This window comes from Micromonospora sp. CNZ299 (assembly GCF_002754415.1).
Genome location: NZ_PEFG01000001.1, coordinates 2,670,425 through 2,693,868, shown reverse-complemented (window position 1 = coordinate 2,693,868; position 23,444 = coordinate 2,670,425). Strand labels below are relative to the sequence as shown.

Sequence of the window (23,444 nt, the reverse complement as noted above, 5' to 3'; positions counted from 1 at the left end):
ACGACGGCCGGGGCGGCCCGTCGTGGTCTGTGTTGATGGGTTCCGGGGCAGCCCGCCAGGGCCGACCGGGTGGCGGTCAGGCGGCCCGCAGTGCGGGACCGGCGGTGATCGAACGCGAGCCGCGCCCGATCGCCACCAGCCCGGACTGGACCATCTCCTTGATGCCGAAGGCTTCGAGATCGCGCAGCAGAGCGTCGAGCTTGTCCGGGGTGCCGGTGGCCTCGATGGTCAACGTGTCCGGTGCGACGTCGACGACCCGGGCGCGGAACAGGTTGACGGTCTCCAGCACCTGGGACCTCGCGGACCTGTCGGCGCGGACCTTCACCAGCAGCAACTCGCGGGCAACCGAGACCTGAGGATCCAGCTCGACGATCTTCAGCACGTTGACCAGCTTGTTCAGCTGCTTGGTGACCTGCTCCAGCGGGGACGACTCCGCGTTGACCACGATGGTGATCCGGGAGACGTCCGGGTTCTCGGTCTCACCCACGGCGAGACTGTCGATGTTGAACCCGCGCCGGGAGAACAGGCCGGAGACCCGGGCGAGGACGCCCGGCTTGTTCTCCACGAGCACGGACAGAGTGTGCATCGTCATGCCACGACCTCGCTTCGCTCGGTCCTGGCACGCCCCTGCGCATCACTGAGCTCGATGATTCGTTCGCTTCGCTCACTCATAGTTAAATGTCATCCTCGTCGAAGGTCGGGCGGACGCCGCGGGCGAACATGATCTCGTCGTTGCTGGTGCCGGCGGCGACCATCGGCCAGACCATCGCGTCCTTGCCGACCACGAAGTCGATCACCACCGGTGCGTCGTTGATCTCCATGGCGGCGGCGATGGTCTTGTCCACGTCGGCCGCGTTCTCGCAGCGCAGACCGACGCAGCCCAGTGCCTCGGCGAGCTTGACGAAGTCGGGGATGCGGTGCTTGTGGGTGCCGAGCTCGGTGTTGGAGTAGCGCTCGTTGTAGAACAGCGTCTGCCACTGCCGGACCATGCCGAGGTTGCCGTTGTTGATGACGGCGATCTTGACCGGGATGCCCTCCAACGCGCAGGTGGCCAACTCCTGGTTGGTCATCTGGAAGCAGCCGTCACCGTCCACCGCCCAGACCACCGTGTCCGGCTTGCCGACCTTGGCGCCCATCGCCGCCGGCACCGCGTAGCCCATCGTGCCGAGACCGCCGGAGTTCAACCAGGTGTACGGCTTCTCGTAGGAGATGAACTGGGACGCCCACATCTGGTGCTGGCCCACCCCGGCCACGAAGATCGCGTCGGAGCCGACGATCTCGCCCAGGCGCTTGATCACGTACTGCGGGGAGAGCGTGCCGTCGGACGGCTCGTCGTAGCCCAGCGGGTAGCGGTTGCGCAGGTCGTCCAGTTGGGTCCACCAGTCACCCAGGTCGGTGCTGTGACCCGCCGACCGCTCGACGGTCACCGCGGCGATCAGCTCGTCGATGACGTGCCTGGCGTCGCCGACGATCGGCACGTCCACGTGCCGGTTCTTGCCGATCTCGGCGGGGTCGATGTCCGCGTGCACCACCGTCGCGTCCGGGGCGAACGAGTCCAGCTTGCCGGTGACCCGGTCGTCGAACCGGGCACCCAGCGCGACGATCAGATCCGCCTTCTGCAGGCCGTAGACCGCGGCGACAGTGCCGTGCATGCCGGGCATCCCCAGGTGCTGCTGATGCGAGTCGGGGAACGCGCCGAGCGCCATCAGCGTGGTGACGACCGGGATGCCGGTCAGCTCGGCCAGCCGGCGCAGCCCGTCGGTGGCGCCGGCCTTGAGCACGCCGCCGCCCACGTAGAGCACCGGCCGGCGGGCGCCGGACATCAGCCGCGCCGCCTCCCGGATCTGCTTGCCGTGCGGGTGCAGGGTGGGGCGGTAGCCGGGCAGGTCCAGGGTCGGCGGCCAGCTGAAGGTGGTCGGCGCCTGGAGCACGTCCTTGGGGATGTCGACCAGCACCGGGCCGGGTCGCCCGGTGCTGGCCAGGTGGAACGCCTCGGCCAGCACCCGCGGGATCTCCTCGGCGTTCTGCACGAGGAAGTTGTGCTTGGTGATCGGCAGAGTGATGCCCTGGATGTCGGCCTCCTGGAAGCCGTCGGTGCCGATCAACGGGCTGGCCACCTGCCCGGTGATCGCGACGATCGCCACCGAGTCCATGTACGCGTCGGCGATCGGGGTGACCAGGTTCGTCGCGCCCGGGCCGGAGGTGGCCATGCAGACGCCGACCTTACCGGTGGCCTGCGCGTACCCGGTCGCCGCGTGTCCGGCGCCCTGCTCGTGCCGCACCAGGATGTGCCGGACGGTGGAGTCGTAGAGCGGGTCGTACGCGGGCAGGATCGCGCCGCCCGGAATGCCGAAGACGACGTCGACGTCGAGCGCCTCGAGGGACCGCACGAGCGAGCCGGCCCCGGAGACCTGGGCCGAGGCGGTGGGTCGTACCGCCGGGACAGCCGGGGTGGCCGCGCTGCGTGCGGCGGCCGGGTCGACGTCGACGGCGGGGTCGGCGGAGGCGCGGGCCCGGCGGGCGGTGTGGGCGAGGGTCTCGGGCGTGGGTCTCGTCATGACGGTTCTGGCCTTCGGCTGGAGTGGCTGGTGGCTAGTCAAGCGATGCGACACGGGCGGGGCTCGCGTCGCCAGGTTCCGATGGCAATAAAAACGGCCCTCGTGCAGATGCACGGGGCCAGCGCACTCTCAGGAGGGAGAGTGCGCTCAGGTAAGTACTCGCAGCGACCGGTACGACGACATGCGGCTAAGCCTGACGCATCTCACGCGATGAGTCAACTGATCCCACATGTTGGTTAACGGACGTCGGCGCGTCGGTCGGCGACGCGCTGTCGGCAGGCGGCTTGAGCTGCCCTGACCCGCCCGGATGCCGACGTGGCGTGGGCAGCGGAGCAGGCCGCGCACCGGGTGAGGTCGCCGCCTCCAGCATCGCCTCCAGGTGCTCGGCCGGCACTCCCCAGCCGAAGAGCGCGCCCTGGCCGAACCGGCATCCGGCGGCCACCACGGCGGCCAGCTCGGTCGGCGTCGTCACCCCCTCGGCGATCACCTCCAGCCCCAGCTGGTGGCCCAGTCGCATGACGATGTCGACCATCGGCGCGAACGCCGGACCGTCCTGGTCGACCGGGCGGACCGGCTCGTGCTCGGCGACCAGGCTGTGGTCGATCTTCAGGATGTCGATCGGGAGCCGCCGCAACTGCCCCAGCGACGAGTAGCCGGCCCCGAAGTCGTCCAGCGCGATCCGGACACCGGTCAACCGCAGCGCGGTCAGCCGCCGGATCAGCTCGTCCAGGTCGGTGGCGACCGCGTGCTCGGTGACCTCCAGCACCAGCCGCTGCGGCGGCACGTGGTGGGCGCGCAGCGCCTCGGCGACCTGGACCACGTACTCCGGGGCGTGCAGCTCACGCGGGGAGACGTTGACCGACACCCACACGTCGTGCCCGTCGGCCAGCCACCGGGAGAGCTGGTAGCAGGCCTGGTGCAGCACCCAGGCGCCGAGCGGAGCGATCATCCCGCACTCCTCGGCGAGCGGGATGAACTCGTCCGGACGGACGTTGCCCAGCTCGGGGTGGTGCCAGCGGAGCAGCGCCTCGGCGCCGACCGGCCGCACCGACGGCAGCGACGCCACCGGCTGGAAAGCCAACCGCAGCTCGTCGCGGTCGATGGCGCCGCGCAGCTCGTGCTCCACCGCGGTCCGCCGACGCAACAGCTGGTCGTACGCCGCGTCGTAACGCTCGATCCGGTTCTTGCCGCGCTGCTTGGCGTAGCGCAGCGCCAGGTCGGCGTGGCGCAGCAGCAGCTCCACGTCTCCCTCGCCGGCCGACCCGGCCACCCCGATGCTGACCGACAGGAAGACCGGCCCCTCCGGCTCGTCGTACGGCCGGTTGACCACCCCGAGCAACCGTTCGGCGACCCGGTCCGCCTCGGCCGGCCGGCCCTGCATGAGGACTGCGAACTCGTCGCCGCCCAGGCGGGCGGCCACGTCGCCGGGGCGCAGGTTGGCGCGCAGGCGCCGGCCCACCTCGGCCAGCACGGCGTCGCCCACGTCGTGACCGCGCATGTCGTTGACGTTCTTGAAGCCGTCCAGGTCGAGGCCGAGCAGGACGCGGGGGTTGCCCGTCGCGGCGCTGTCGTGCAGTGCGCGGAGCAGACCACGCCGGTTGGCCAACGACGTCAACGGGTCGGTGTGCGCCAGCTCGCGGAAGTGCGCCTCCCGCTCGGCCAGGCGGTCCGCGTACCCCCGGACGTCGCGGAGGGTGAGGTATTGCCGCGCCACCAGGGCGAAGCCCTCCACGCTGCCGGCCACGATGCCCGCCGCCGTGAACCGGCCGTCCTGGGCGAGGTGGTACATCGCCGACGCGGCCATCGCCAACATCGGGGCGATGGCGTACTCGCCGTCGCGGCCGATCAGGTCCAGATCGACCTGCCCTGGCCGGTCCGCCCGGTACACCGACAGCGCGACGGTCAGCAGGCCGGCGGCGAGCACCGCAGCACCGGTCAGCGCCATCGTCGGCCCGGCCTGGCAGAGCCCGGCGCTCAGGCCGAGACCACCGCAGGTCACCGCGGTGATGCCGGAACCCAGCGCGGCGAGCCGTCGACGGGGGGTCGCGGCCCGGAAGACCACGATCACGGCGAGCCCGGCGCCGAGGGCGGCGCTCACCGTGGCCACCAGGATCGCCGGGCAGGCCATCGGGGTGGCGGCGCCGAGCAGCCGGGTGGGCTCGGAGAAGAGCACCCAGCCGACGAACCACAGCGCGGCCGCCATGACCAACCCGTCCAGGGCGAGCCGGGCCGTTCCCGACGCGGTGGCGGCAACCCCGGGCAGCCGGAGAAGACCGGCGGCGAAGGCCAGCCCGCTCACTGCCGCGCCGATCGCCACCACTGTCGCCCAGCCCGTACGCTGCCCCTGCTCGTGGGCCCAGTGGTCGTTCGCGCTGAGCGCGGCCACGACCCCGGCCAGCAGACTGAGCAGCGCGACCCCGGCGGCTGCGGCGAGCAGCACGTGTGCGGGCCGGCGCGGCCCGGTACGCCGCCAGGCGACGACGGTCAGCAGCACGGCGGCCACGGCGGCGGCGAGCCCACTGAGCGCCGCCACAGCGACCATGCCCGGGGGGAGATGCACGCTCCCAAGAGTGCCGGATGCGCGCGAGCCGTGGGGGGCTGGGTGTGCATCTGTTGGGACACGGCGCCCACCGGGGCCGGCCCCCGTGGCGGCGGTGTCATGCTGGTATGCATGCCTGAGCTGCGGTCGAGGACTTCCACACACGGTCGGACGATGGCCGGCGCCCGGGCCCTCTGGCGGGCCACCGGGATGACCGACGACGATTTCGGTAAGCCGATCGTCGCCATCGCCAACAGTTTCACCCAGTTCGTGCCTGGTCACGTCCATCTCAAGGACATGGGTGGCCTGGTCGCCGACGCGATCGCCGAGGCCGGCGGCGTGGGCCGGGAGTTCAACACCATCGCGGTCGACGACGGCATCGCCATGGGCCACGGCGGCATGCTCTACTCGCTGCCCAGCCGGGAGCTGATCGCCGACGCGGTGGAATACATGGTCAACGCGCACTGCGCGGACGCCCTGGTCTGCATCTCCAACTGCGACAAGATCACCCCGGGGATGCTGCTGGCCGCACTGCGGCTCAACATCCCGACCGTCTTCGTCTCCGGTGGCCCGATGGAGGCCGGCAAGACGATGGCGATCGAGGGCGTCGTGCACAGCAAGATCGACCTGATCGACGCGATGATCGCCTCCTCGAACGAGGCAGTCACCGACGAGCAGCTCGGCGAGATCGAGCGCTCCGCCTGCCCGACCTGCGGCTCCTGCTCCGGCATGTTCACCGCCAACTCGATGAACTGCCTCACCGAGGCGATCGGGCTGGCTCTGCCGGGCAACGGCTCGACGCTGGCCACCCACGCCGCGCGTCGGTCACTCTTTGTCGAGGCCGGCCGCACCGTCGTGGAGATCTCCAAGCGGTGGTACGACGGCGACGACGACTCGGTGCTGCCCCGCACTGTCGCTTCCAAGGCCGCCTTCGAGAACGCGGTCGCCCTGGACGTGGCGATGGGCGGGTCCACCAACACGGTGCTGCACCTGCTCGCCGCCGCCCGGGAGGCGGAGATGGACTTCGGCGTCGCCGACATCGACGCGATCTCCCGGCGGGTGCCGTGCCTGGCCAAGGTCGCACCGAACTCCCCGAACTACCACATGGAGGACGTGCACCGGGCCGGCGGCATCCCCGCGATCCTCGGCGAACTGGACCGGGCCGGGCAGCTCAACCGGGACGTGCACGCCGTGCACTCCCCCTCGCTGGCGCAGTGGCTGACCGACTGGGACGTGCGCGGCGGCTCGCCGACACCGACGGCCGTCGAGCTGTTCCACGCGGCTCCCGGCGGCGTGCGTACCGTCGAGCCGTTCTCCACCACCAACCGGTGGTCGTCGCTGGACACCGACGCGGCCGGTGGCTGCATCCGGGACCGCGAGCACGCCTACTCCGCCGACGGTGGGCTGGCCATCCTGCACGGCAACCTGGCACCGGAGGGCAGCGTGGTGAAGACCGCCGGCGTGCCGGACGACTGCCTGACCTTCCGCGGCCCGGCGAAGGTCTACGAGTCGCAGGACGACGCGGTGACCGCGATCCTCGCCAAGCAGGTGGTCGCCGGGGACGTCGTGGTGATCCGGTACGAGGGGCCAAAGGGCGGCCCCGGCATGCAGGAGATGCTCTACCCCACCTCGTTCCTCAAGGGACGTGGGCTGGGCCGGTCCTGCGCGCTGCTCACCGACGGCCGTTTCTCCGGCGGCACCTCCGGGCTCTCCATCGGGCACGTCTCCCCCGAGGCGGCCTCCGGTGGGCTGATCGCCCTGGTCCGGGACGGTGACGAGGTCGTCATCGACATCCCCAGCCGGTCGATCGAGCTGAACGTGCCCGCCGAGGAGCTCGAGACTCGCCGGGTGGCTGAGGAGAAGCGCGACAAGCCGTACACCCCGACCGATCGGCAACGCCCGGTGTCGGCGGCGCTGCGCGCGTACGCCTCGATGGCCACCTCGGCCAGCGACGGCGCCTACCGCCGCGTCCCGGAGTAACCACCGCTCGCGATCGACACTGGATCGCCGATGTTGGGGTGTCCCACGGGATGCCCCAACATCGATGATGTCGAGGGGCTGAACCGGTCCGCGGATGTCGGACGCGTCGGTTAGCGTGTCGTCGATCAATTCGGGGAGAGCCCGGATTCCTGCGGGGAAGAGGCGTGTACGTGTCGTTTGGCAAGAAGTCCGTGGCGGTGGCAGTCTCGGCGCTCACCGCGCTCGCTGTCTCCGCGTGTGGCACGACGTCCGGCGGGTCCAATGAGCCCAAGCAGCCCAGCGTTCTGGAGCTGCTGGCCAGTGACCTCAAGGGGTCGCTGCAGAAGACGGCCGAGGCCACCAACAAGAGCGATTCGGTGACCGTGTCGATGACGGGCACGGCGGGCGGCGAGAAGGTCGAGATGCGCGGCGTCCTGGACCTCGGTGACCCGGTCAAGGCCGAGATGACGACGACGGACCCGAAGGGCGACTCGACGGTCGTCCGGATGGTCGGTGCGGTCATCTACGTCGAGATTCCGGCCGAGGACCGCTCCAGCATGGACGGCAAGCGCTGGATGAAGATGGACCTGAGCGAAGCCGGCAAGCAGGCCGGGATGAACTTCGGCAAGCAGTTCGAGGACATCGACCCGACCAAGCAGGTCAAGACGCTGATCGCCACCGAGGGCACGAAGGTGGTCGGGCAGGAGACGGTGGACGGGACGGCCACCGTCCACTACACGGTCAACACCCCCCTGGCGACCCACCTTGAGCAGGTCGACGCGAAGCTGCGGGCAGGCGTCGAGCAGCAGATGACCAAGATGGGCGTCAAGGAGATCACCACCGACCTGTGGGTTGACGAGCAGTACCGGCCCCGCCGGGCGGCCCTGAAGATGGGTCCGTTGGGTGACCTGGTGATGGACTACACCGACTACGGCAAGGCGGTGACGGTCGAGACGCCACCGACGGCGGAGACCCTCGACTTCGCCGAGATGCTCAAGGGTCTGCAGGGCTTGACCGCCAGCAACTGATCAGGACCGGAAGACTGCCCGGCCGGCGCGGAGACGCGCCCGCCGGGCAGTGCCGTGTCCACCCGCTCGTCGCTCAACGGTTTCACCTCGACCGACCAGCGCAATCCGTCGGCCAGCAGTGGGTCTGCGGCGTTGTGCCGTAGGTCGCACATGGCCACCATGAACGCCAGGTCAAGGCCGAGTGCGAGCCGCAGCAACTCGGCCAACGGCGGCGCGTCGGGAGGCGTCGCCACCACGATCAGACGACCGGCCGGCGTACCCCGGCCTGTGCTGCGGACGTGCTCCCCGACCGGGTCGGCCCCGGCCCAGGGCAGGGTTACGTAACCGTCGCGGAGGTCCTTGCCGATCTGCTGCACGGGTCACCCCGAGCCACCACCGCCATCGCCCTCGCCGCCCTCGACGCCGTCGGCGTACCGGTCGGTGGGGCCGACGCGCTGCGCCAGGTGCCGGTGCTCGGCGGCGGCCAACCGGTCGGCGCCGTCACGGCCGTCATCGACTGGACCGCACCGTCCTGAATCAGCGGGATCGTCTCCGACCGAAGCGGCACCGTCTCGTACCGAAAAGGAAGAGCCATGAACACATTCGAGATCTGCATCGACAGCGTCGAAGGAGCGGTCGCCGCCGAGGAAGCCGGCGCCGACCGGGTGGAGCTGTGCTCCGCGCTCTTCGACGGCGGGTTGACCCCCAGCCTGGGCGCCATCGAGACGACACTGCGCGCCGTCAACCGGATCCGGGTGCACGTGATCGTCCGGCCCCGGGCCGGCGACTTCATCTTCTCGCCGTTCGAGATCGAGGCGATGGAGCGGGACGTGCGAGCCGCGGCTGAGGCCGGCGCGCACGGCATCGTGATCGGCGCGCTGACCGCCGAGGGTGACGTCGACGTGCCGACCACCCGTCGCCTGATCGCCGCAGCCGGCGACGCCAGCATCACGTTCCACCGTGCGTTCGACATGACCCGCGACCCGCACGCGGCGCTGGAGCAGCTCATCGAGCTGGGCGTGCACCGGGTGCTCACCTCGGGCCAGGAGGTCAGCGTGCTGGAGGGCGCCCCGCTCATCGCCGACCTGGTGCGCCGGGCCGCCGGACGGATCGTCGTCATGCCGGGCGGTGGCATCACCCCGCGCAACATCGCCCGGATCGTCGAGGCGACGGGTGCCGACGAGTACCACTTCGCGGCCCTGGTCAGCTCGGACAGCCCGGCCGTGCACCGCAACCCGGCACCGCTGATGGGCGGCAGCCTGAGCCGGCCCGAGTACGAGCGGTCGGGCACCTCCGGGGCCCTGGTCGGCCAGGTGCTCGCGGCCGCCCGCGCCTGACCCGCTGCGCGCTCTGACGAGCGGTGGGCCTGAGGCCTTTCATCTCCCTTCAGGCCCACCGCTCGTGCCAACGTCAGTACGCGACCAAGGCGATGAGCAGCGAGGACACCGCGGCTACCAGGAGCACGACGCCGGTACCGAGCCCAACCACCGCACTCACCGCCAGGGCGCGGGCCCGGGCCACCGGCACCGCCGCGAGGGCCACCACGGTGACGAGCGCGGCGACCAGATGGATCAGCGGGTAGTCCATCAGCGCCGCCACCGGGAAGAGGTGCACGCCCACGACGAGGGCGACCCAGGGGGCGGTCAGATCAGGGCGCTTCAGCAGGGCGAGCAGCCCGGCACCGACGGCGGCAGCCCCGAACTCGACTCCGACGACGATGCCGAAGGTCCGGCTGGTGTCGGCGTCGAACGCCGTACCGTCCGACCAGTGACTCCAGGCGAGGAGACCACCGGCCGCAGCCGTGAGCAGCGCGAGAACCGAACCGGCGATGAGCACCGGCCGCCACGGCTTCGGAGGCGCCTCCTGCGCCCAGCCGAACCAGCTGGTGGCGAAGAAGCCGAAGACGAACGCCGTCGCCGCCGCGTCTCGGATATGTTCGGTGATCATTTGCGCTCCCCGGGGTACCGGCTGGGCTCGACGTTTGTCTTCGCCTCTTCCGTCGGCCGCGGTGTCAGGCAGCGGCCAAGACGCGGTAGATACTGCCGTAGCGGGGCACGGCTGCCCTACCTGCACCGGCCCCGGACGCACTTCTCAGCCGTTACGTCCGGCCAGCCGGGCCGCCGGTCACGGAGAGCGCGACCGCGCGGGCGTACCGGATGGCGGCGGGGGTATCCGGGAAGAGCAGTTCCTCGCGGCGTAGGTCGTCAGCGACCCCGAGGGTGGCGAGGACCCGGTCGTGGGCGGGGGTGATGCCGGAGAGCAGGACGGTGATCCCGCGTCCGCGTAGCCGTCGGATCGCGTCGCCGAGGACGTGTGCGCCGGTGGCGTCCATTGTGGTCACCCGGGACATCCGCAGGATGACCACTCGAACGTCGGCGACCTCGGAGAGTTCGAGCAGGAACGTGTGGGCGGCAGCGAAGAAGAGCGGCCCGTCCAGCCGGTACGCGACGATGTGTTCGGTGAGCAGCGCGTACTCCTCGGCGCTGTGTTCACCGGGGTCGAGGGGCACCTGTTCCAGCCGGGCGCTACGGGCCACCGCGCGTAGGGCGAGCACCACGGCGACGCCGACGCCGACCGCGACGGCGGTGACGAGGTCCCAGATCACGGTGACGGCGAAGGTGAGCACCAGCACGACGGCATCGCCCCGGGTGGCCCGGGCCAACGCCCACAGCGAGGCGGCCTCCACCATGCGGACCGTGGTGGCCAGCAGCACCCCGGCCAGGGCGGCGAGCGGGATCCGGCCGACCAACGGCGCGGCGGCCAGCACGATCGCCGCGAGAGCGACGGCGTGGGTGAGGGCCGCCAGCTTCGAGGCCGCTCCGGCGCGGACGTTGACCGCCGTACGGGCGATGGCGGCGGTCGCCGGGATGCCGCTGAAGAGTGGGGCCGCGAGGTTGGCCAGCCCCTGACCGAACAGCTCCCGGTCCGGGTCGTGCCGTTCACCGATCGTCATGCCATCGGCGACCGTGGCGGACAGCAGGCTCTCCAGGGCGGCGAGCGCGGCGACGGCGAGCGCGCTGGGGAGCAGTACGCCGATCGCGCCCAGGTCGAGGAAGCCGAGCGAGGGGGCGGGCAGGCCCTGCGGCAGCGCGCCGATCCGGACCAGGTCGACCGGGACGACCTCGGCGAGGACGGTGGCGGCCGCCACGCCGAGCAGCGAGAACGGCAGGCCGGGTCGCCACCGGGCGCCCAACAGCATCAGCGCCGCGACGGCGAGGGCGACCGCGAGCGCGACCGGCCTCGGGTGTACTACGAAACGGGCGACCGCGTCGGCGGCGACGGCCCAGACCTTCTCCCCGTGCGCGTCGGTGACGCCGAGCGCGGCGGGCACCTGTTGCACGGCGATGACCACGGCGATGCCGGCGGTGAAACCCTCCAGCACCGGGGTGGGCAGGTAACGGACGTACCGTCCCACACGGGCCACGGCGAGCGCGATCAGCACCAGGCCGGCCATCGCCCCGACCATGAGCACCCCGGTGGCTCCGAACTGCTGCACCACTGGCACCAGCACCACGGTCATCGCCCCGGTCGGCCCGGAGACCTGGAGGTTGGAGCCGCCGAAGACGGCGGCCACCGCGCCGGCGATCACGGCGGTGATCAACCCGGCTTGGGCGCCCAACCCAGAGGTGGCGCCGAACGCCAGGGCCAGTGGCAGCGCCACCACCGCCACGGTGAGCCCGGCCAACAGGTCCCGGCGCGGTGAGCGGCGGACGGCAGCCCAGTCTGCCCGGCCGGGCAGCAGTCCGAAGAACCGCTCTCGGGCCACCGGGATGGCGCGGCTCACCTGTCCGCGCCGGTGGCGCGCAGCTCGTCGAGGAGGGCGTCCCGGTTGGTCAGGACCGCGCCGAGGATCCGCCGACCGGCGGCCAGCAGGTCGGCCACGTCGGGGGTGCTGAGCGCGTACATGACGAGAGGGCCGTCGCGGTGTGAGGTGACCATTCCGGCGCGGCGCAACACGGCGAGCTGCTGGGAGAGGTTTGACGCTTCAACCTCGATCGCGGCGAGCAGGTCGCGGACCGGCTTCGGGCCGTCCTGGAGCAGTTCGAGCACCCGGATCCGCACCGGGTGCCCGAGGGTGCGGAACAGTTCCGCCTTGGCCTGGTACAGCGGCACCGACATGAGATCCCTCCCCCTCGACTCGAAGACTTTAGCACTTGAACAAGTCTTCAACTCGATGCCATGACGCCGCTCCAGGCAAGACCGGCCGGGTGGAGCGCACCCGGGTGCTGATCGTTTTTTGAACATGGAGGTCAACGCCAATGCGCTAGCGCGGCGGCCGGCTAGGCAAGACCTTGAGTCACCAGCGTGCCCCCTCGCCGTGGGTGAGGGGGCACAGGCCACCCCCCCTTTGCTCTGCACCCCAATAGGCACCAGTCGCAGACCGTAGCTGTCGCGCCCGCGGGTGCAGAGCAAAGGACAACCGACCACCCCTCGCCCCCGGCCACCTCAGGCACACGCCAACAGAGACACCCAGCGGTCACACAACGGACATCAGGAAGTAGTGACCTCCGCAGCCTCCGGAGGCCACTACTTCATCGATCGAGCACGATCATGGGACCGTGAGCTGACTCGACGTGATGTCGTTGACGCAGCGCAGCACCGGGCGTGCGGTCAGCGCGACAGGGTCCAGCGGCCGATCCGCCTGCACGGTGAAGGTCGTCGACTCGCCGGGTAGCAGGGTGACCAGGGCCGTGTCCACAGTGGCGGCGGCGTCCAGCCGGTCCGGGAACAACGTCAGGTCGCGCAGGACCGTACGGGCCGTGACCCGGACCCGCTGACCGCCGGCGACCGGTTCGACGGTGGCGTCCCAGGCCGCCGCCGGCCAGTCCACCTCCTGGTCCTCGGCGAAGAACCATAGGGCGCGCTCCGCGGTGCCGCCGGCCTCCGCGACCAGCACCTCGCGCCGGGCATCCTCCGGCCGCGCCAGGTCCGCCGGCAGCGCCAGCACCACCGAGGAGTACGCCGGGACGTCGAGGTCGACCGAGGTCTTCGCCCTCGGCTCCGCGGTGAGCGTGAACCGGGTGACCGCAGCAGGCACGGCCCACGCCTCGGCGGTCTCGTTGACCGCGACCAGGGCCAGCCCGCCGGCGCGGGGCTGGGCGGTGAGCAGCCGGTCGGCGTACGCGTGGCGCAGCGCGTACCACAGGGGTTTGCGGCGGCCGTCGCCGTCGACGGCCGACCAGGAGGTCACCGGCCAGCAGTCGTTGAGCTGCCAGACGATGGTGCCCGCGCAGACGTCCCGGTGTGAGCGGAAGTGCTCCACCCCGAGCTGGATGGCGCGGGCCTGGTTGAGCTGCGTCAGGTAGTGCCAGTCGTCGAAGTCCGCCGGGGCGGGCAGGTGCGCGTCCAGGCCCCGCTGGAGCTTGGCGTCACCGCCGGCCGCCTTCTGGTGGTGCGCCATGCCCGGTGAGTCGTGGGCGAGGGGCTCGTCGCTCAGCGCCCGGCGCACTGTGGCGTACGTCGGCGGTGCCTGGTAGCCGAACTCGGCGACGAAGCGCGGGACGTACTCCCGGTATCTGGTGTAGTCGTCGGTGTTCCACACGTCCCAGATGTGCGTGGTGCCGTGCGCCGGGTCGTTGGGGTGGATCGCCTCGGTGCCCGACCAGGGGCTGCCCGGCCAGTACGGGCGGGTCGGGTCCAGCTCGCCGACGATCCGGGGCAGCACGTCGAGGTAGTAGCCACGCCCCCAGGTGCGCCCGGCCAACGGCTCCTGCCAGTCCCAGTCGTGCCAGCCCCAGATGTTCTCGTTGTTGCCGGTCCAGAGCACCAGCGACGGGTACGGCGCGAGCCGGGCCACCTGCTCGGCCGCCTCGGCGGCAACCTCGGTGGCGAAGGGCTCCTCCTCCGGGTAGGCCGCGCAGGCGAAGAGGAAGTCCTGCTGGACGAGCAGCCCCCGCTCGTCGGCGAGGTCGTAGAAGTCCGCCGACTCGTAGCGGCCCCCGCCCCAGACGCGCAGCAGGTTGATGTTGGCCTCGACGGCCTGGTCGAACCGCTCGGCCAGTCGGTCGCGGGTGATCCGGGTGGGGAACACGTCGTCCGGGATCCAGTTGACGCCCCGGACGAAGACGGGGACGTCGTTGACCGACAGCGCGAACGGGGTGCCGTGTTCGTCGGGCGTGGTGTCCAGTCGCACCTTGCGAAAGCCGACCCGGTGCGACCAGACGTCGAGGGTGTCGTCGTCCGGCCCGTGCACTGTCACCTCGATCGGGTGGCGTGCCTGTTCGCCGTACCCCCGGGGCCACCAGAGCGTGGGCTCGCGGACGGTGAGGGTGAGCACGGCCGTGCGCTGGCCGGCCGGGACGATCACCTCGGTGCGGGAGCCGGCGACGGCGGCGCGGACGGTCAGCGGGACGTCCGAGGCCCGCTCGATCTCGACGTGCACCTCGACCCGGCCGTCGCGGCCGTCCATGGTGACCAGTGGGCGGACGGTGGCCAGCCGGGCGGTCGACCAGGCGTGCAGGCCGATCTCCTGCCAGATTCCGGCGGTGACCAGGGTGGGCCCCCAGTCCCAGCCGAAGTTGCAGGCCATCTTGCGGATGAAGTGGAACGGCTCCGGGTAGGCGTTGGGCCGGTCGCCGAGCCGCTCCTGCTGCGCCTCGGCGTAGCGGTACGCGGAGTCGAACGCCACGACCAGGTCGTTGTCGCCGTCGCGCAGCAGCGACCCGACGTCGAACCGGTAACCGCGGTGCATGTTCTCGGTGCGGCCGACCTCGACACCGTTGAGGGTGAGCGTGGCGACGGTGTCCAGGCCGGCGCAGACCAGGTCGACACGCTCGTCGTCGCCCGGCCGGTGCACGAAGATGGTCTGGTAGCTCCAGTCGGTGCGCCCGATCCAGGCCAGCGCCAACTCGTTGTCGTCCAGGTACGGGTCTTCGATCAGCCCGGCGTCGAGCAGGTCGGTGTGCACGCAACCCGGCACTGTCGCCGGCACGGTCCGCCCGGCGATCCCGGCCGGCACCTGCGCTCCGGGTGCCGCCCGCAGGGTCCAACCGTCGTAGAGTGCCTGTCGGCTCACCATTGCACCGCACCTTCCGCAACGAAAGACGTTTACTGAACCGGATAAGCTAGCAACCGTACGGTCCACCCTGGTGACTGTCAACGGCCGGTTGACGCCCCGCAGCGAAGAGGAGCACGCCGGTGAAGCGGCCGACCATCGCCGACGTCGCCCGACGCGCCGGAGTGTCCAAGGGCGCCGTGTCGTACGCGCTCAACGGGCAGCCCGGCGTCTCCGAGACCACCCGGCAGCGCATCCTGGCCATCGCCACGGAGATCGGGTTCAGCCCGAGCAGCGCCGCCCGCGCCCTCTCCGCCGCCACCGCCGGGGCGGTCGGCCTGGCCCTGTGCCGACCGGCCCGGACACTCGGCATCGAACCGTTCTTCATGGCATTGATCAGTGGCGTCGAGGCCGAGCTCTCCGCCCGCTCGTACGCGCTGACCCTCCAGGTGGTGGCCGACCACGACGCCGAGATCGCGGTCTACCGACGGTGGTGGGCCGAACGCCGGGTGGACGGGGTGCTCGTGTGCGACCTGCGCACCGACGACCGGCGCATTTCCGCGCTGGAGCAGCTCCAACTGCCGGCGGTGGTGATCGGTGGGCCCGGCGGCACCGGTGAGCTGTCCAGTCTCTGGTCCGACGACGCCGCAGCGCTGACCGAGACGGTGGAATACCTGGTCGCGCTCGGGCACCGACGCATCGCCCGGGTTGGCGGCCTGCCCGACCTGCGGCACACCGAGATCCGCACCGAGGCCTTCGCGGAGATCTGCCAGCGGCTCGACCTGGTCGACGCGACCACTGTCTGGTCCGACTACACGGGCGAGGAGGGAGGTCGGGCCACCCGCCGGCTGCTCAGCTCCGCTCAACGGCCCACTGCGGTCATCTACGACAACGACGTGATGGCCATCGCCGGGCTCTCCGTCGCCCAGGAGATGGGGCTCACCGTGCCTGGTGATCTGTCCATCGTGGCCTGGGACGACTCGCCGCTGTGCCGCCTGGTGCACCCGTCGTTGACCGCGCTGGGCAGGGACATCCCCGCGTACGGCGCGCACGCCGCCCGCCAACTGCTCGCGGTCATCGCCGGACAGCCCGCCGGCCGGGTGCAGGACGAGACACCGCACCTCACCCCGCGCGGCAGCACCGCACCACCCCGGATGAGATGAACCGGTTCAGTTGGCAGGGCTCAGCGGGACGCTGACGGAAACTCCTCGAAGTACGCCTCGACCCGCTCGGCCGTCGCCGGGCGCGCCAGCGCGAACCCCTGCCCGTACCGGCAGCCACCCCGGCGCGCCCCCTCCACCTGGGCCGACGACTCCAGCTCCTCCGCGACGATCTCCACACCCAGCCGCTCTCCGACGTTGACCACCACGTCGATCAGCGGCGGCTGCCCGTCCGGCCGTGCGCCCACCAACTCCGGGCCGACCTTGAGCAGGTCGATCGGCAGGCGGCGAAGCTGCGCCAACGAGGCGTGCTCGGCCCGGAAGTCATCCAACGCGGTGCGCACACCCAGCGACCGCAGCCCGGCCAGCCGCGCCACCACCGTCGACAGGTCACCAGCAACCCTCGGCTCACTCACCTCCACCACCAGCCGCTCCGGCGGCACCCCGTACGCGGCCAGTACGGCCGCGGCCCGCTGCACGAAGTCGGGGGTGGTCAGCTCCCGGGTGGTGATGTTGACCGCCATCCACAGCTCCCGTACGCCCACCGACCAGTCGGACAACTGCCGGCAGGCCCGGTCCAGAACCCACCACTCCAACTCGCCGATCAGATCCAGGTCCTCGGCGACCGGCAGCAGCTCGGCCGGGAGCACAGTGCCGAGCACCGGGCTCCGCCAGCGCAACAGAGCCTCCGCGCCCACCGGCTGCCCGTCGGCCAGGTCGACCACCGGCTGGTAGACGAGATCCAACTCACCACGGGCCACCGCACCGGGCAGCTCGCGTTCCAGGTCGAGCCGGCGAACCAGCTGCTCCTCCAGGAACGCGTCGTACCACTCGACCCGGTCCCGGCCCAGCTGCACGGCCCGCCGTCGGGCCAGCTCGGCCTGACGGAGCACATCCGCCGGCCCGGCCCCGCTGACCTCGGCCAACCCGATGCTCGTCTGCACCCGCAGCACCGCACCGCCCAGCCGGTAGGGCGGGCTGAGCGCGGTCAACAACCGGGTGCCCAGCGCGTACGCCAGCATCGGACCGGCGGCGGTGACCACGGCGAAGCCGGCACCCGTGCACCCGGTGACCAGGTCGTCGGGGGCGATGACCGCGCGGGCCCGGTGCACCGCCTCGGCCAGCATGTCCTCCCGGGCCGTCGGGCCGACGCCCTCGGTGCCGTGCAGGTCCACCAGCAGCAGCGCGCCGGTCGGTGCCGGCACGTCGCCGATCGCGGCGAGGGCGTCCAGCAGGGCCGCCCGCTCACCCGGACCGCCGCCGCCCGCCGGGACGGGCCGTCGGTTGAGCGCCGACCACGCGGCACCGTCGTCGGTTGCCCAGGCTGGGCCGACACCGCTCGGTGTGGCCGGGTCGACGGCGCGGCCGGAGTGGTGCTGGGCCGGTGCGGCTGAAGGCTCCGACCTGCCCGGCCAGCGTGCTGGCGCCGCATGGCGGTGCCGGACCGCGCCGCCGGCGCGCCTGCGGTGCGCGGCCCGCCGTTCGGTGGTGGAGGTGCCACCCGCGCGCAGCAGGTCACGCAGCACCAGGGACGGCACCGCCGCCAGGGCCAACACCACGCTCGTCCGGTCGGGAGCACGGCCGGCAGCCAGGTGCACACCCGCCGCCAGCAGCAGCATCGCCGCCGGGAGCACCGCTCGGGGCCAGGCCGTGGCGACCGGCTCCGCCGGCTCGGAGTCGGCTGCGGCGGCCGCGCCGACCGCGACGAGCAGCATCCCGAACACCAGCGGGGGTACGACCAGCAGGGCCGCCGGCCCGACCGGTTCGGTTGGCAGCGTGGCCAGCAGCACCAACCCGCCCAGAGTGAGCAGGACACCGCCCCGGCAGACCTCCGCACCCGAGCGTCGCCTCGGCCCCGCGAACGCGTTGAGCGCGGCCATCCCCAGCCCGCCGAGCGCCAGCGCGACGACCAGCCGGGTCGAACCCGGCAGGTCGGCACGGGGCAGCAGCAGCCAGCCGGCGAGGGCCAGGCCGACGGCCGGGCCGCTCGACTCGACCGACCGGCGCAGCCGGACCCCGGCCGACGCCCGCGTCCGGCCGGGAAGGCGGTGGAGACCGAGCCCGGAGAGGGCGGCCACGACCAGCGAACCGATCAGCACGGCGACGGTCGACCCGACGTCGGCCAGGGGCAGCACGACGGCGGTGAGGCCAGCGGTCACCACCGCCGCGTCGAGGAGCACACCCGCCGTACGCGGTGACGGATCGGCACGGCGTCGTCCGGCCAGCCGGGAGAGTCGCACCCCCGCGAGCGTGGCGCCGGCACCAGCGGCCAGCGCGATCACCACCGAGGCCGGGACCAGACCGATGGCACCGGCGAGAAGGAGAAGCGCCACCGCGGTGGAGGTGGCGGCCTCCGGTGCCGCCCGGCGAGGGACGAGAACACGGAACGGGTACGCGAGGAGCACGGCGGTCGCCTTCGTGAGGGGGCACGGGGGCGGTACGACGGTGCGGGGCATCGGACGTTGCGGGTCCGCTGCTCAACAAACGAAAACGATCGGCGGCCGGATTGGTTACGTGTCGGTCACCTGGAGGAGACAATGACCTGTGTCACTGTACGGCGTACCGCACCCCGCCGGCACCGCCCGCCGCGAGCCGGACCGGCCGGGGGTGGGATCATCGGAGGGTGAGTAAGCCCGACACGGTCCGCTTCCGGTACAACCAAGCCATCCTGGTCGCCGCGGTCATCGCCTTCATCGGTGCGCTGCCGCTGGCGAGCGCCCGGGCCTACCTGCTGCCGGTGCTGCTCCTGCCGCTCGCCGTCGCGCTCTGGGCCTGGCGGGCCGGCACCGACGCCAACGCCCGGGAGCTGCGCGTACGGGCGTTGGCCGGGCAACGCCGCATCGACTGGGACCAGGTCCTCGAACTGGTCACCGACCAGCGCGGACGTGCGGTCGCGCGGCTCGACGACGGCCAGCAGGTGACCCTGCCGGCGGTACGCGGCGTGGACCTGCCCCGGCTGGTGTCGGCCACCGGCCAGACGCTGCCCGACAATCCGGCCGAGGCGCCCGGTCAGTAGCCGTCGACCACCGTGTTGATCAGCGGCTGCCCGGCGGCGAACCGGCGCACCTGGTCACCGACCAGTCGGTAGGCACGCGGCAGCAGACCTCGCACCGACCCGGCCACATGCGGTGTGAGCAGCACGTTCGGCATCGTCCAGAGCGGCGATTCGGCGGGCAGCGGCTCCGGATCGGTGACGTCCAGGGCGGCCGAGATCCGACCGGTGGCCAGCTCCGCGACCAGCGCCTCGGTGTGGGCCACCGGCCCCCGGGCGGCATTGACGAGCAACGCGCCGTCCGGCATCGCGGCCAGGAAGTCCTTGTCGATCAGGCCACGGGTCTGGTCGGTGAGCGGCACGATCACGATCACCACGTCGGCGTCGGGCAGCAGCCGGGGCAGTTCCTCGACGCCGTGCACGCCCTGCTCCGGGCGGGCGGTCCTCGCCACCAGCGTGAAGCTCACCTCGAAGGGGGCGAGCCGGTCCCGCACCGCGGTGCCGATCGCGCCGGCCCCGACGATCAGCACCCGCTTGCCGGTCAGCTCGTCGGTCGGGAGGTTTCCCTCGTTCGCCCAACGCCGCTCGGCCTGTGCCCGGATGAACGTCGGGAACGCCCGCAGCTGGGCAAGGACAGCCGTGACGACCCACTCGGCGGTGGACGGGTCGTGCACACCCCGCGCGTCGCAGAGCGTGACCCCCGGCGGTGTCCGGCCGGCCCAGGCGTCCGCCCCGGCGGAGAGCAACTGCACCACGGCGAGGTCGGGCAGCTCACGCAGCAACGCCGTCGCGTCCGAGCCGCCCAGGAACGGTGGCACCCAGACGCGGACGTCGGTCGCCTCCGAGGGCAGCCGGTCGGCGTGCTCGAACACCTCCACCGTCACGTCCGGGGGCAGCTCGCCCATGAGGTTCAGACCGGCCTGGTGTGGGATCCATACCTTCACGTCCGCCGACGATAGTCCCCCTGACCACGGCCGGCGCGGGCACGGCGGCGAACAGACGTCCCGGGGGGTGGCGCGTGGGGTCGGGGCGGGCGAGACTCAGCACACCGATGTTCGACTCCGCCCTGGACGAGGTATAACGAAGGGTCGGAGGGCCGGTCGGCCTCCGCCCCGGCAGACAGGTGCTCGATGACCGACGGCTCCCCCGCCACCGCCCGGCCTCCGATCGTCCCGCCTGCGGCGCTCGGCGAACCGGCGCGGCTGCGCGCGCTCGCTGACACCGGGCTCGACGCCGTCCCGGACGAGGCGTTCGACCGGTTCGCCCGGCTGGTCAGCGACCTGCTGGACGTGCCGGTGGCGCTGGTCTCCCTGGTCTCCGCCGACCGGCAGTTCTTCCCCGGCGCGGTCGGGTTGCCGGACCCCTGGTCGGAGCGTCGGCAGACCCCGCTGAGCCACTCGTTCTGTCAGCACGTCGTGGACATCCAGGTGCCGATGGTGCTGCCGGACGCCCGGCTCTACCCCCGCGTCCGGGAGAATCTGGCGATCGACGACCTCGGCGTGGTCGCGTACGCCGGGATGCCTTTGACCGACCTCTCCGGTCGGGTGCTCGGCTCGCTGTGTGCCATCGACAACAAGCCCCGAGCGTGGACGGCCGCGCAGCTGCGGACACTGGCCGACCTGGCCGCCGCCTGCTCGTCGGAGCTGCGACTGCGGATCGCGCTCGACAGCGCGCAGGAGGCCGGGCGGCGGATCGTGCAGGCGCACGAGCGGTTGGAGCTGGTGGCCGGGGTGAGCGAGACGCTGGCCGGCACCCTGGACGTGGGCACCGCGTTGCGCCGGCTCGCCGCCGCGATGGTGCCGCTGCTCGCCGACTGGTGCCTGCTCACCCTGATCGGGCCGACCGGCCTGCCCCGCGAGGTGGTCTCGGTGCACCGCGACCCGGCCCGGGAGGCGGACGTCGACCGCTTCGGTGAGCTGCTGCGCACCGGGCTGAGCCCCGAGTCGATGGTCCGGGCGGTCCTGCGGACCGGCCAGCCCCGGCTCGGCAGCGTGGCGTCCCTGGCCGACGTCACGAGGGGCACCACACACCCGGAGATGTCGACGATCGCCGACCGTCTCGGCATCGCCTCCTACCTGAGCGTGCCGATGCAGGGCGTCGGCGGCACCGTGCTGGGCGCGATCACCCTCGTCAACGGCGCGCAACGGCAGCAGTTCGACGACCGCGACCTGCTCACCGCTGTCGACATCGGCCGCCGGGCCGGCCAGGCCGTGGGCAACAGCTCGATGTACGGCGAGCAGCGGCACGTCGCAGAGGTGCTGCAACACAGCATGCTGCCCCAGCTGCCGATCGTGACCGAGCTGGAGCTCGCCGCCCGCTACCAGCCGGCGGCCGACCGGGTGGAGGTCGGCGGCGACTGGTACGACGCCTTCGTCCAGCCCGACGGTGACGTGATCGCGGCGATCGGCGACGTGGCCGGGCACGACATCGAGGCGGCGGCGACCATGGGTCAGCTCCGCAACCTGGTGCGGGGCAACGCCTTCGGCCGGCCGGACACGGTCGGGTCGCTGATGAGCAACCTGGACGGCGCGATCCGTGGCCTGCGGCTGCCGATCGCCGCCACCGCGACACTGGTCCGGATCTGCCCGCAGCGCGGCGGTGTCCACGAGGTGACCTGGTCCAACGCCGGGCACCCACCGGCCCTCGTGGTTCGCGCCGGTGGGGCGGTCGAGGCCCTGGAGGCGACCCCGGAGCCGCTGCTCGGGCTGGCCCGGCCGTCGACGCGGAGCAGCCAGTCGACCAACCTGTCCACCGGTGACACCCTGCTGCTCTACACCGACGGGCTGATCGAGCGGCGGGACCGCTCCATCGACGAAGGGCTGGCCGAGCTGACAGGCCGACTGGCCGGCACCGACACGCTGCCCCTCGACGAGCTGTGCGACCTGCTGCTCGCCTCGATCGACCACCGCGAGGACGACACCGCGCTGCTGGCCGTACGGGCACAGTGAGCGGTCCACCGGGGACCACCGGCCGGGTTCATCGGCACCCGTCGGGTCGCGACGGGCCCGGCCGGGCCGTCCAGCGGGCTACCCTGGGCCGGGTGAGAGCCCGTCCCCCGTACCCTCGCGTCCGTCGCCTCCGGGCGGCCCTCGCGGCGTCCTGCGCGGCGCTGCTGTTCGCCTCCGGTTGCAGCTTCGGCGAACCGGAACCCGACCCGGCCGGCGAGCCGCCCAACCTGCCGACCCCGTCCGCGCCGGCGAGCGCCGGCGGCGCCGGCCAGCAGGCGGTGGCGACAGTGCTCGCCAAGGGTCTGCGGGTGCCGTGGGGCATCGCCTTCCTGCCGGACGGCGGCGCGCTGGTCACCGAACGCGACAACGGCCGGATCCTTCAGGTCGGCCCCGAGTCCGGGCCGGACGGGCTGCGCGTCCGCCCGGTGCAGACGATCCCCGAGGTGGCCGCGGCCGGCGAGGGCGGTCTCCTCGGCATCGCCGTCTCCCCGGCCTACGCCCAGGACCGCACGGTCTTCGTCTACTACACCGCCGCCCAGGACAACCGGGTCGCCCGGCTGCAACTCGGCGGTCAGCTCACCCCGATCCTCACCGGCATCCCCAAGGCCAACGTGCACAACGGCGGCGGGTTGGGCTTCGGGCCGGACGGGCAGCTCTACGTCAGCACGGGCGACGCGGGTGAGCGCCCCTCCTCCCAGGACGTGAAGAGCCTCGGCGGCAAGATCCTCCGGATCACGCCGGACGGCAAGCCCTCCGTCGGCAACCCGTACCCCAACTCCCCCGTCTGGTCACTGGGCCACCGCAACGTCCAGGGATTCACCTGGGACGGCGCCAAGCGGATGTACGCCGTCGAGTTCGGCCAGAACACGTGGGACGAGATCAACCAGATCACCAAGGGCGGCAACTACGGCTGGCCGGAGGTCGAGGGGCGCGCCGGCGACAGGCGGTTCACCGACCCGATCACGCAGTGGGCCACCTCGGACGCCTCCTGCTCCGGTCTGGCCGCCACGGACCGGCTGCTGGTCACCGGCTGTCTGCGCGGCAAGCGCCTCTGGGTGATGGAGCTGACCGACACCGGGACGCTGCTCGGCCAGCCCAGTGAGCTGCTCACCAACCGGTACGGTCGACTGCGTGCGGTGGCCGCGGCACCGGACGGGTCGCTCTGGGTGGGCACCTCCAACCACGACGGGCGCGGTGACCCGGCCGGCGACGACGACCGGCTCCTGCGGGTTGTCTTCGCGGGCGGCGACGGCGGCCGCAGCTGACGTTCGTCACCATCCGGTCAGG

The 23,444-nt window shown here is 72.1% G+C and carries 17 protein-coding genes; 8 read left to right on the top strand and 9 right to left on the bottom strand.

Annotation, left to right across the window (positions count from 1 at the left end; genetic code table 11):
- Window positions 1-76: 76 nt before the first annotated feature.
- The 3 genes from ilvN to CLT68_RS12825 form a co-directional block, all read right to left on the bottom strand.
- Window positions 77-592 (bottom strand): acetolactate synthase small subunit, encoded by a 516-nt coding sequence (gene ilvN / locus CLT68_RS12835; RefSeq protein ID WP_088946549.1) that lies wholly within the window; start codon window positions 590-592, stop codon window positions 77-79.
- A gap of 82 nt (window positions 593-674) precedes the next feature.
- On the bottom strand, window positions 675-2,558 hold the full coding sequence (locus tag CLT68_RS12830; protein ID WP_099851097.1) for an acetolactate synthase large subunit: 1,884 nt from the start codon (window positions 2,556-2,558) through the stop codon (window positions 675-677).
- A 187-nt stretch (window positions 2,559-2,745) separates the two neighbouring features.
- Window positions 2,746-5,100, bottom strand: a complete 2,355-nt coding sequence (locus tag CLT68_RS12825) for a putative bifunctional diguanylate cyclase/phosphodiesterase (RefSeq protein WP_486482428.1) — start codon at window positions 5,098-5,100, stop codon at window positions 2,746-2,748.
- A 129-nt stretch (window positions 5,101-5,229) separates the two neighbouring features.
- Here CLT68_RS12825 and ilvD point away from each other — a divergent pair, with 129 nt between their 5' ends.
- The 4 genes from ilvD to CLT68_RS12805 all read left to right on the top strand — a co-directional run bounded on the left by ilvD (window position 5,230) and on the right by CLT68_RS12805 (window position 9,400).
- A complete protein-coding gene (ilvD, locus tag CLT68_RS12820) occupies window positions 5,230-7,077 on the top strand; it encodes a dihydroxy-acid dehydratase (protein ID WP_099851092.1) in 1,848 nt (615 codons plus the stop codon).
- 164 nt (window positions 7,078-7,241) lie between these two features.
- Window positions 7,242-8,084: an SCO4651 family lipoprotein gene (locus CLT68_RS12815; RefSeq protein WP_099851090.1), complete on the top strand. Its 843-nt coding sequence runs from the start codon at window positions 7,242-7,244 to the stop codon at window positions 8,082-8,084.
- 278 nt (window positions 8,085-8,362) lie between these two features.
- On the top strand, window positions 8,363-8,599 hold the full coding sequence (locus CLT68_RS12810) for a hypothetical protein (RefSeq protein WP_099851088.1): 237 nt from the start codon (window positions 8,363-8,365) through the stop codon (window positions 8,597-8,599).
- Between the two features lie 57 nt (window positions 8,600-8,656).
- A complete protein-coding gene (locus CLT68_RS12805; protein WP_099851085.1) occupies window positions 8,657-9,400 on the top strand; it encodes a copper homeostasis protein CutC in 744 nt (247 codons plus the stop codon).
- A 73-nt stretch (window positions 9,401-9,473) separates the two neighbouring features.
- Here the strand turns inward: CLT68_RS12805 and CLT68_RS12800 are convergent, their stop codons facing one another.
- The 4 genes from CLT68_RS12800 to CLT68_RS12785 form a co-directional block, all read right to left on the bottom strand.
- Window positions 9,474-10,010, bottom strand: coding sequence for a hypothetical protein (locus CLT68_RS12800; RefSeq protein ID WP_099851083.1), 537 nt, complete (start codon window positions 10,008-10,010; stop codon window positions 9,474-9,476).
- Between the two features lie 151 nt (window positions 10,011-10,161).
- The gene (locus tag CLT68_RS12795; RefSeq protein ID WP_099851081.1) at window positions 10,162-11,847 is read right to left on the bottom strand and encodes a SulP family inorganic anion transporter; all 1,686 of its coding nucleotides are present in this window, start codon (window positions 11,845-11,847) and stop codon (window positions 10,162-10,164) included.
- Window positions 11,844-12,182 (bottom strand): metalloregulator ArsR/SmtB family transcription factor, encoded by a 339-nt coding sequence (locus CLT68_RS12790; protein ID WP_099851078.1) that lies wholly within the window; start codon window positions 12,180-12,182, stop codon window positions 11,844-11,846. The genes CLT68_RS12795 and CLT68_RS12790 overlap by 4 nt, the downstream gene beginning before the upstream one ends.
- 430 nt (window positions 12,183-12,612) lie before the next feature.
- Complete coding sequence (locus tag CLT68_RS12785; RefSeq protein ID WP_099851076.1) at window positions 12,613-15,081, bottom strand: glycosyl hydrolase 2 galactose-binding domain-containing protein; 2,469 nt, start codon at window positions 15,079-15,081, stop codon at window positions 12,613-12,615.
- Between the two features lie 119 nt (window positions 15,082-15,200).
- Between CLT68_RS12785 and CLT68_RS12780 the strand changes: the two genes are divergently transcribed.
- Window positions 15,201-16,220: a LacI family DNA-binding transcriptional regulator gene (locus CLT68_RS12780; protein WP_099851075.1), complete on the top strand. Its 1,020-nt coding sequence runs from the start codon at window positions 15,201-15,203 to the stop codon at window positions 16,218-16,220.
- A 20-nt stretch (window positions 16,221-16,240) separates the two neighbouring features.
- Here the strand turns inward: CLT68_RS12780 and CLT68_RS12775 are convergent, their stop codons facing one another.
- The gene (locus tag CLT68_RS12775) at window positions 16,241-18,622 is read right to left on the bottom strand and encodes a GGDEF domain-containing phosphodiesterase (protein ID WP_099857103.1); all 2,382 of its coding nucleotides are present in this window, start codon (window positions 18,620-18,622) and stop codon (window positions 16,241-16,243) included.
- A gap of 218 nt (window positions 18,623-18,840) precedes the next feature.
- Between CLT68_RS12775 and CLT68_RS12770 the strand changes: the two genes are divergently transcribed.
- On the top strand, window positions 18,841-19,233 hold the full coding sequence (locus CLT68_RS12770) for a PH domain-containing protein (protein ID WP_099851073.1): 393 nt from the start codon (window positions 18,841-18,843) through the stop codon (window positions 19,231-19,233).
- On the opposite strand, the gene CLT68_RS12765 is transcribed toward CLT68_RS12770, so the two are convergent.
- Window positions 19,227-20,153, bottom strand: coding sequence for a 2-hydroxyacid dehydrogenase (locus tag CLT68_RS12765; RefSeq protein ID WP_099851071.1), 927 nt, complete (start codon window positions 20,151-20,153; stop codon window positions 19,227-19,229). The two genes, CLT68_RS12770 and CLT68_RS12765, sit on opposite strands and share 7 nt — an antisense overlap.
- A 186-nt stretch (window positions 20,154-20,339) precedes the next feature.
- On the opposite strand from CLT68_RS12765, the gene CLT68_RS12760 reads away from it, so the two are divergent.
- The gene (locus CLT68_RS12760) at window positions 20,340-22,157 is read left to right on the top strand and encodes a GAF domain-containing SpoIIE family protein phosphatase (protein WP_099851069.1); all 1,818 of its coding nucleotides are present in this window, start codon (window positions 20,340-20,342) and stop codon (window positions 22,155-22,157) included.
- A 92-nt stretch (window positions 22,158-22,249) separates the two neighbouring features.
- A complete protein-coding gene (locus CLT68_RS12755; protein ID WP_099857101.1) occupies window positions 22,250-23,422 on the top strand; it encodes a PQQ-dependent sugar dehydrogenase in 1,173 nt (390 codons plus the stop codon).
- The last annotated feature ends 22 nt before the right edge of the window (window positions 23,423-23,444 follow it).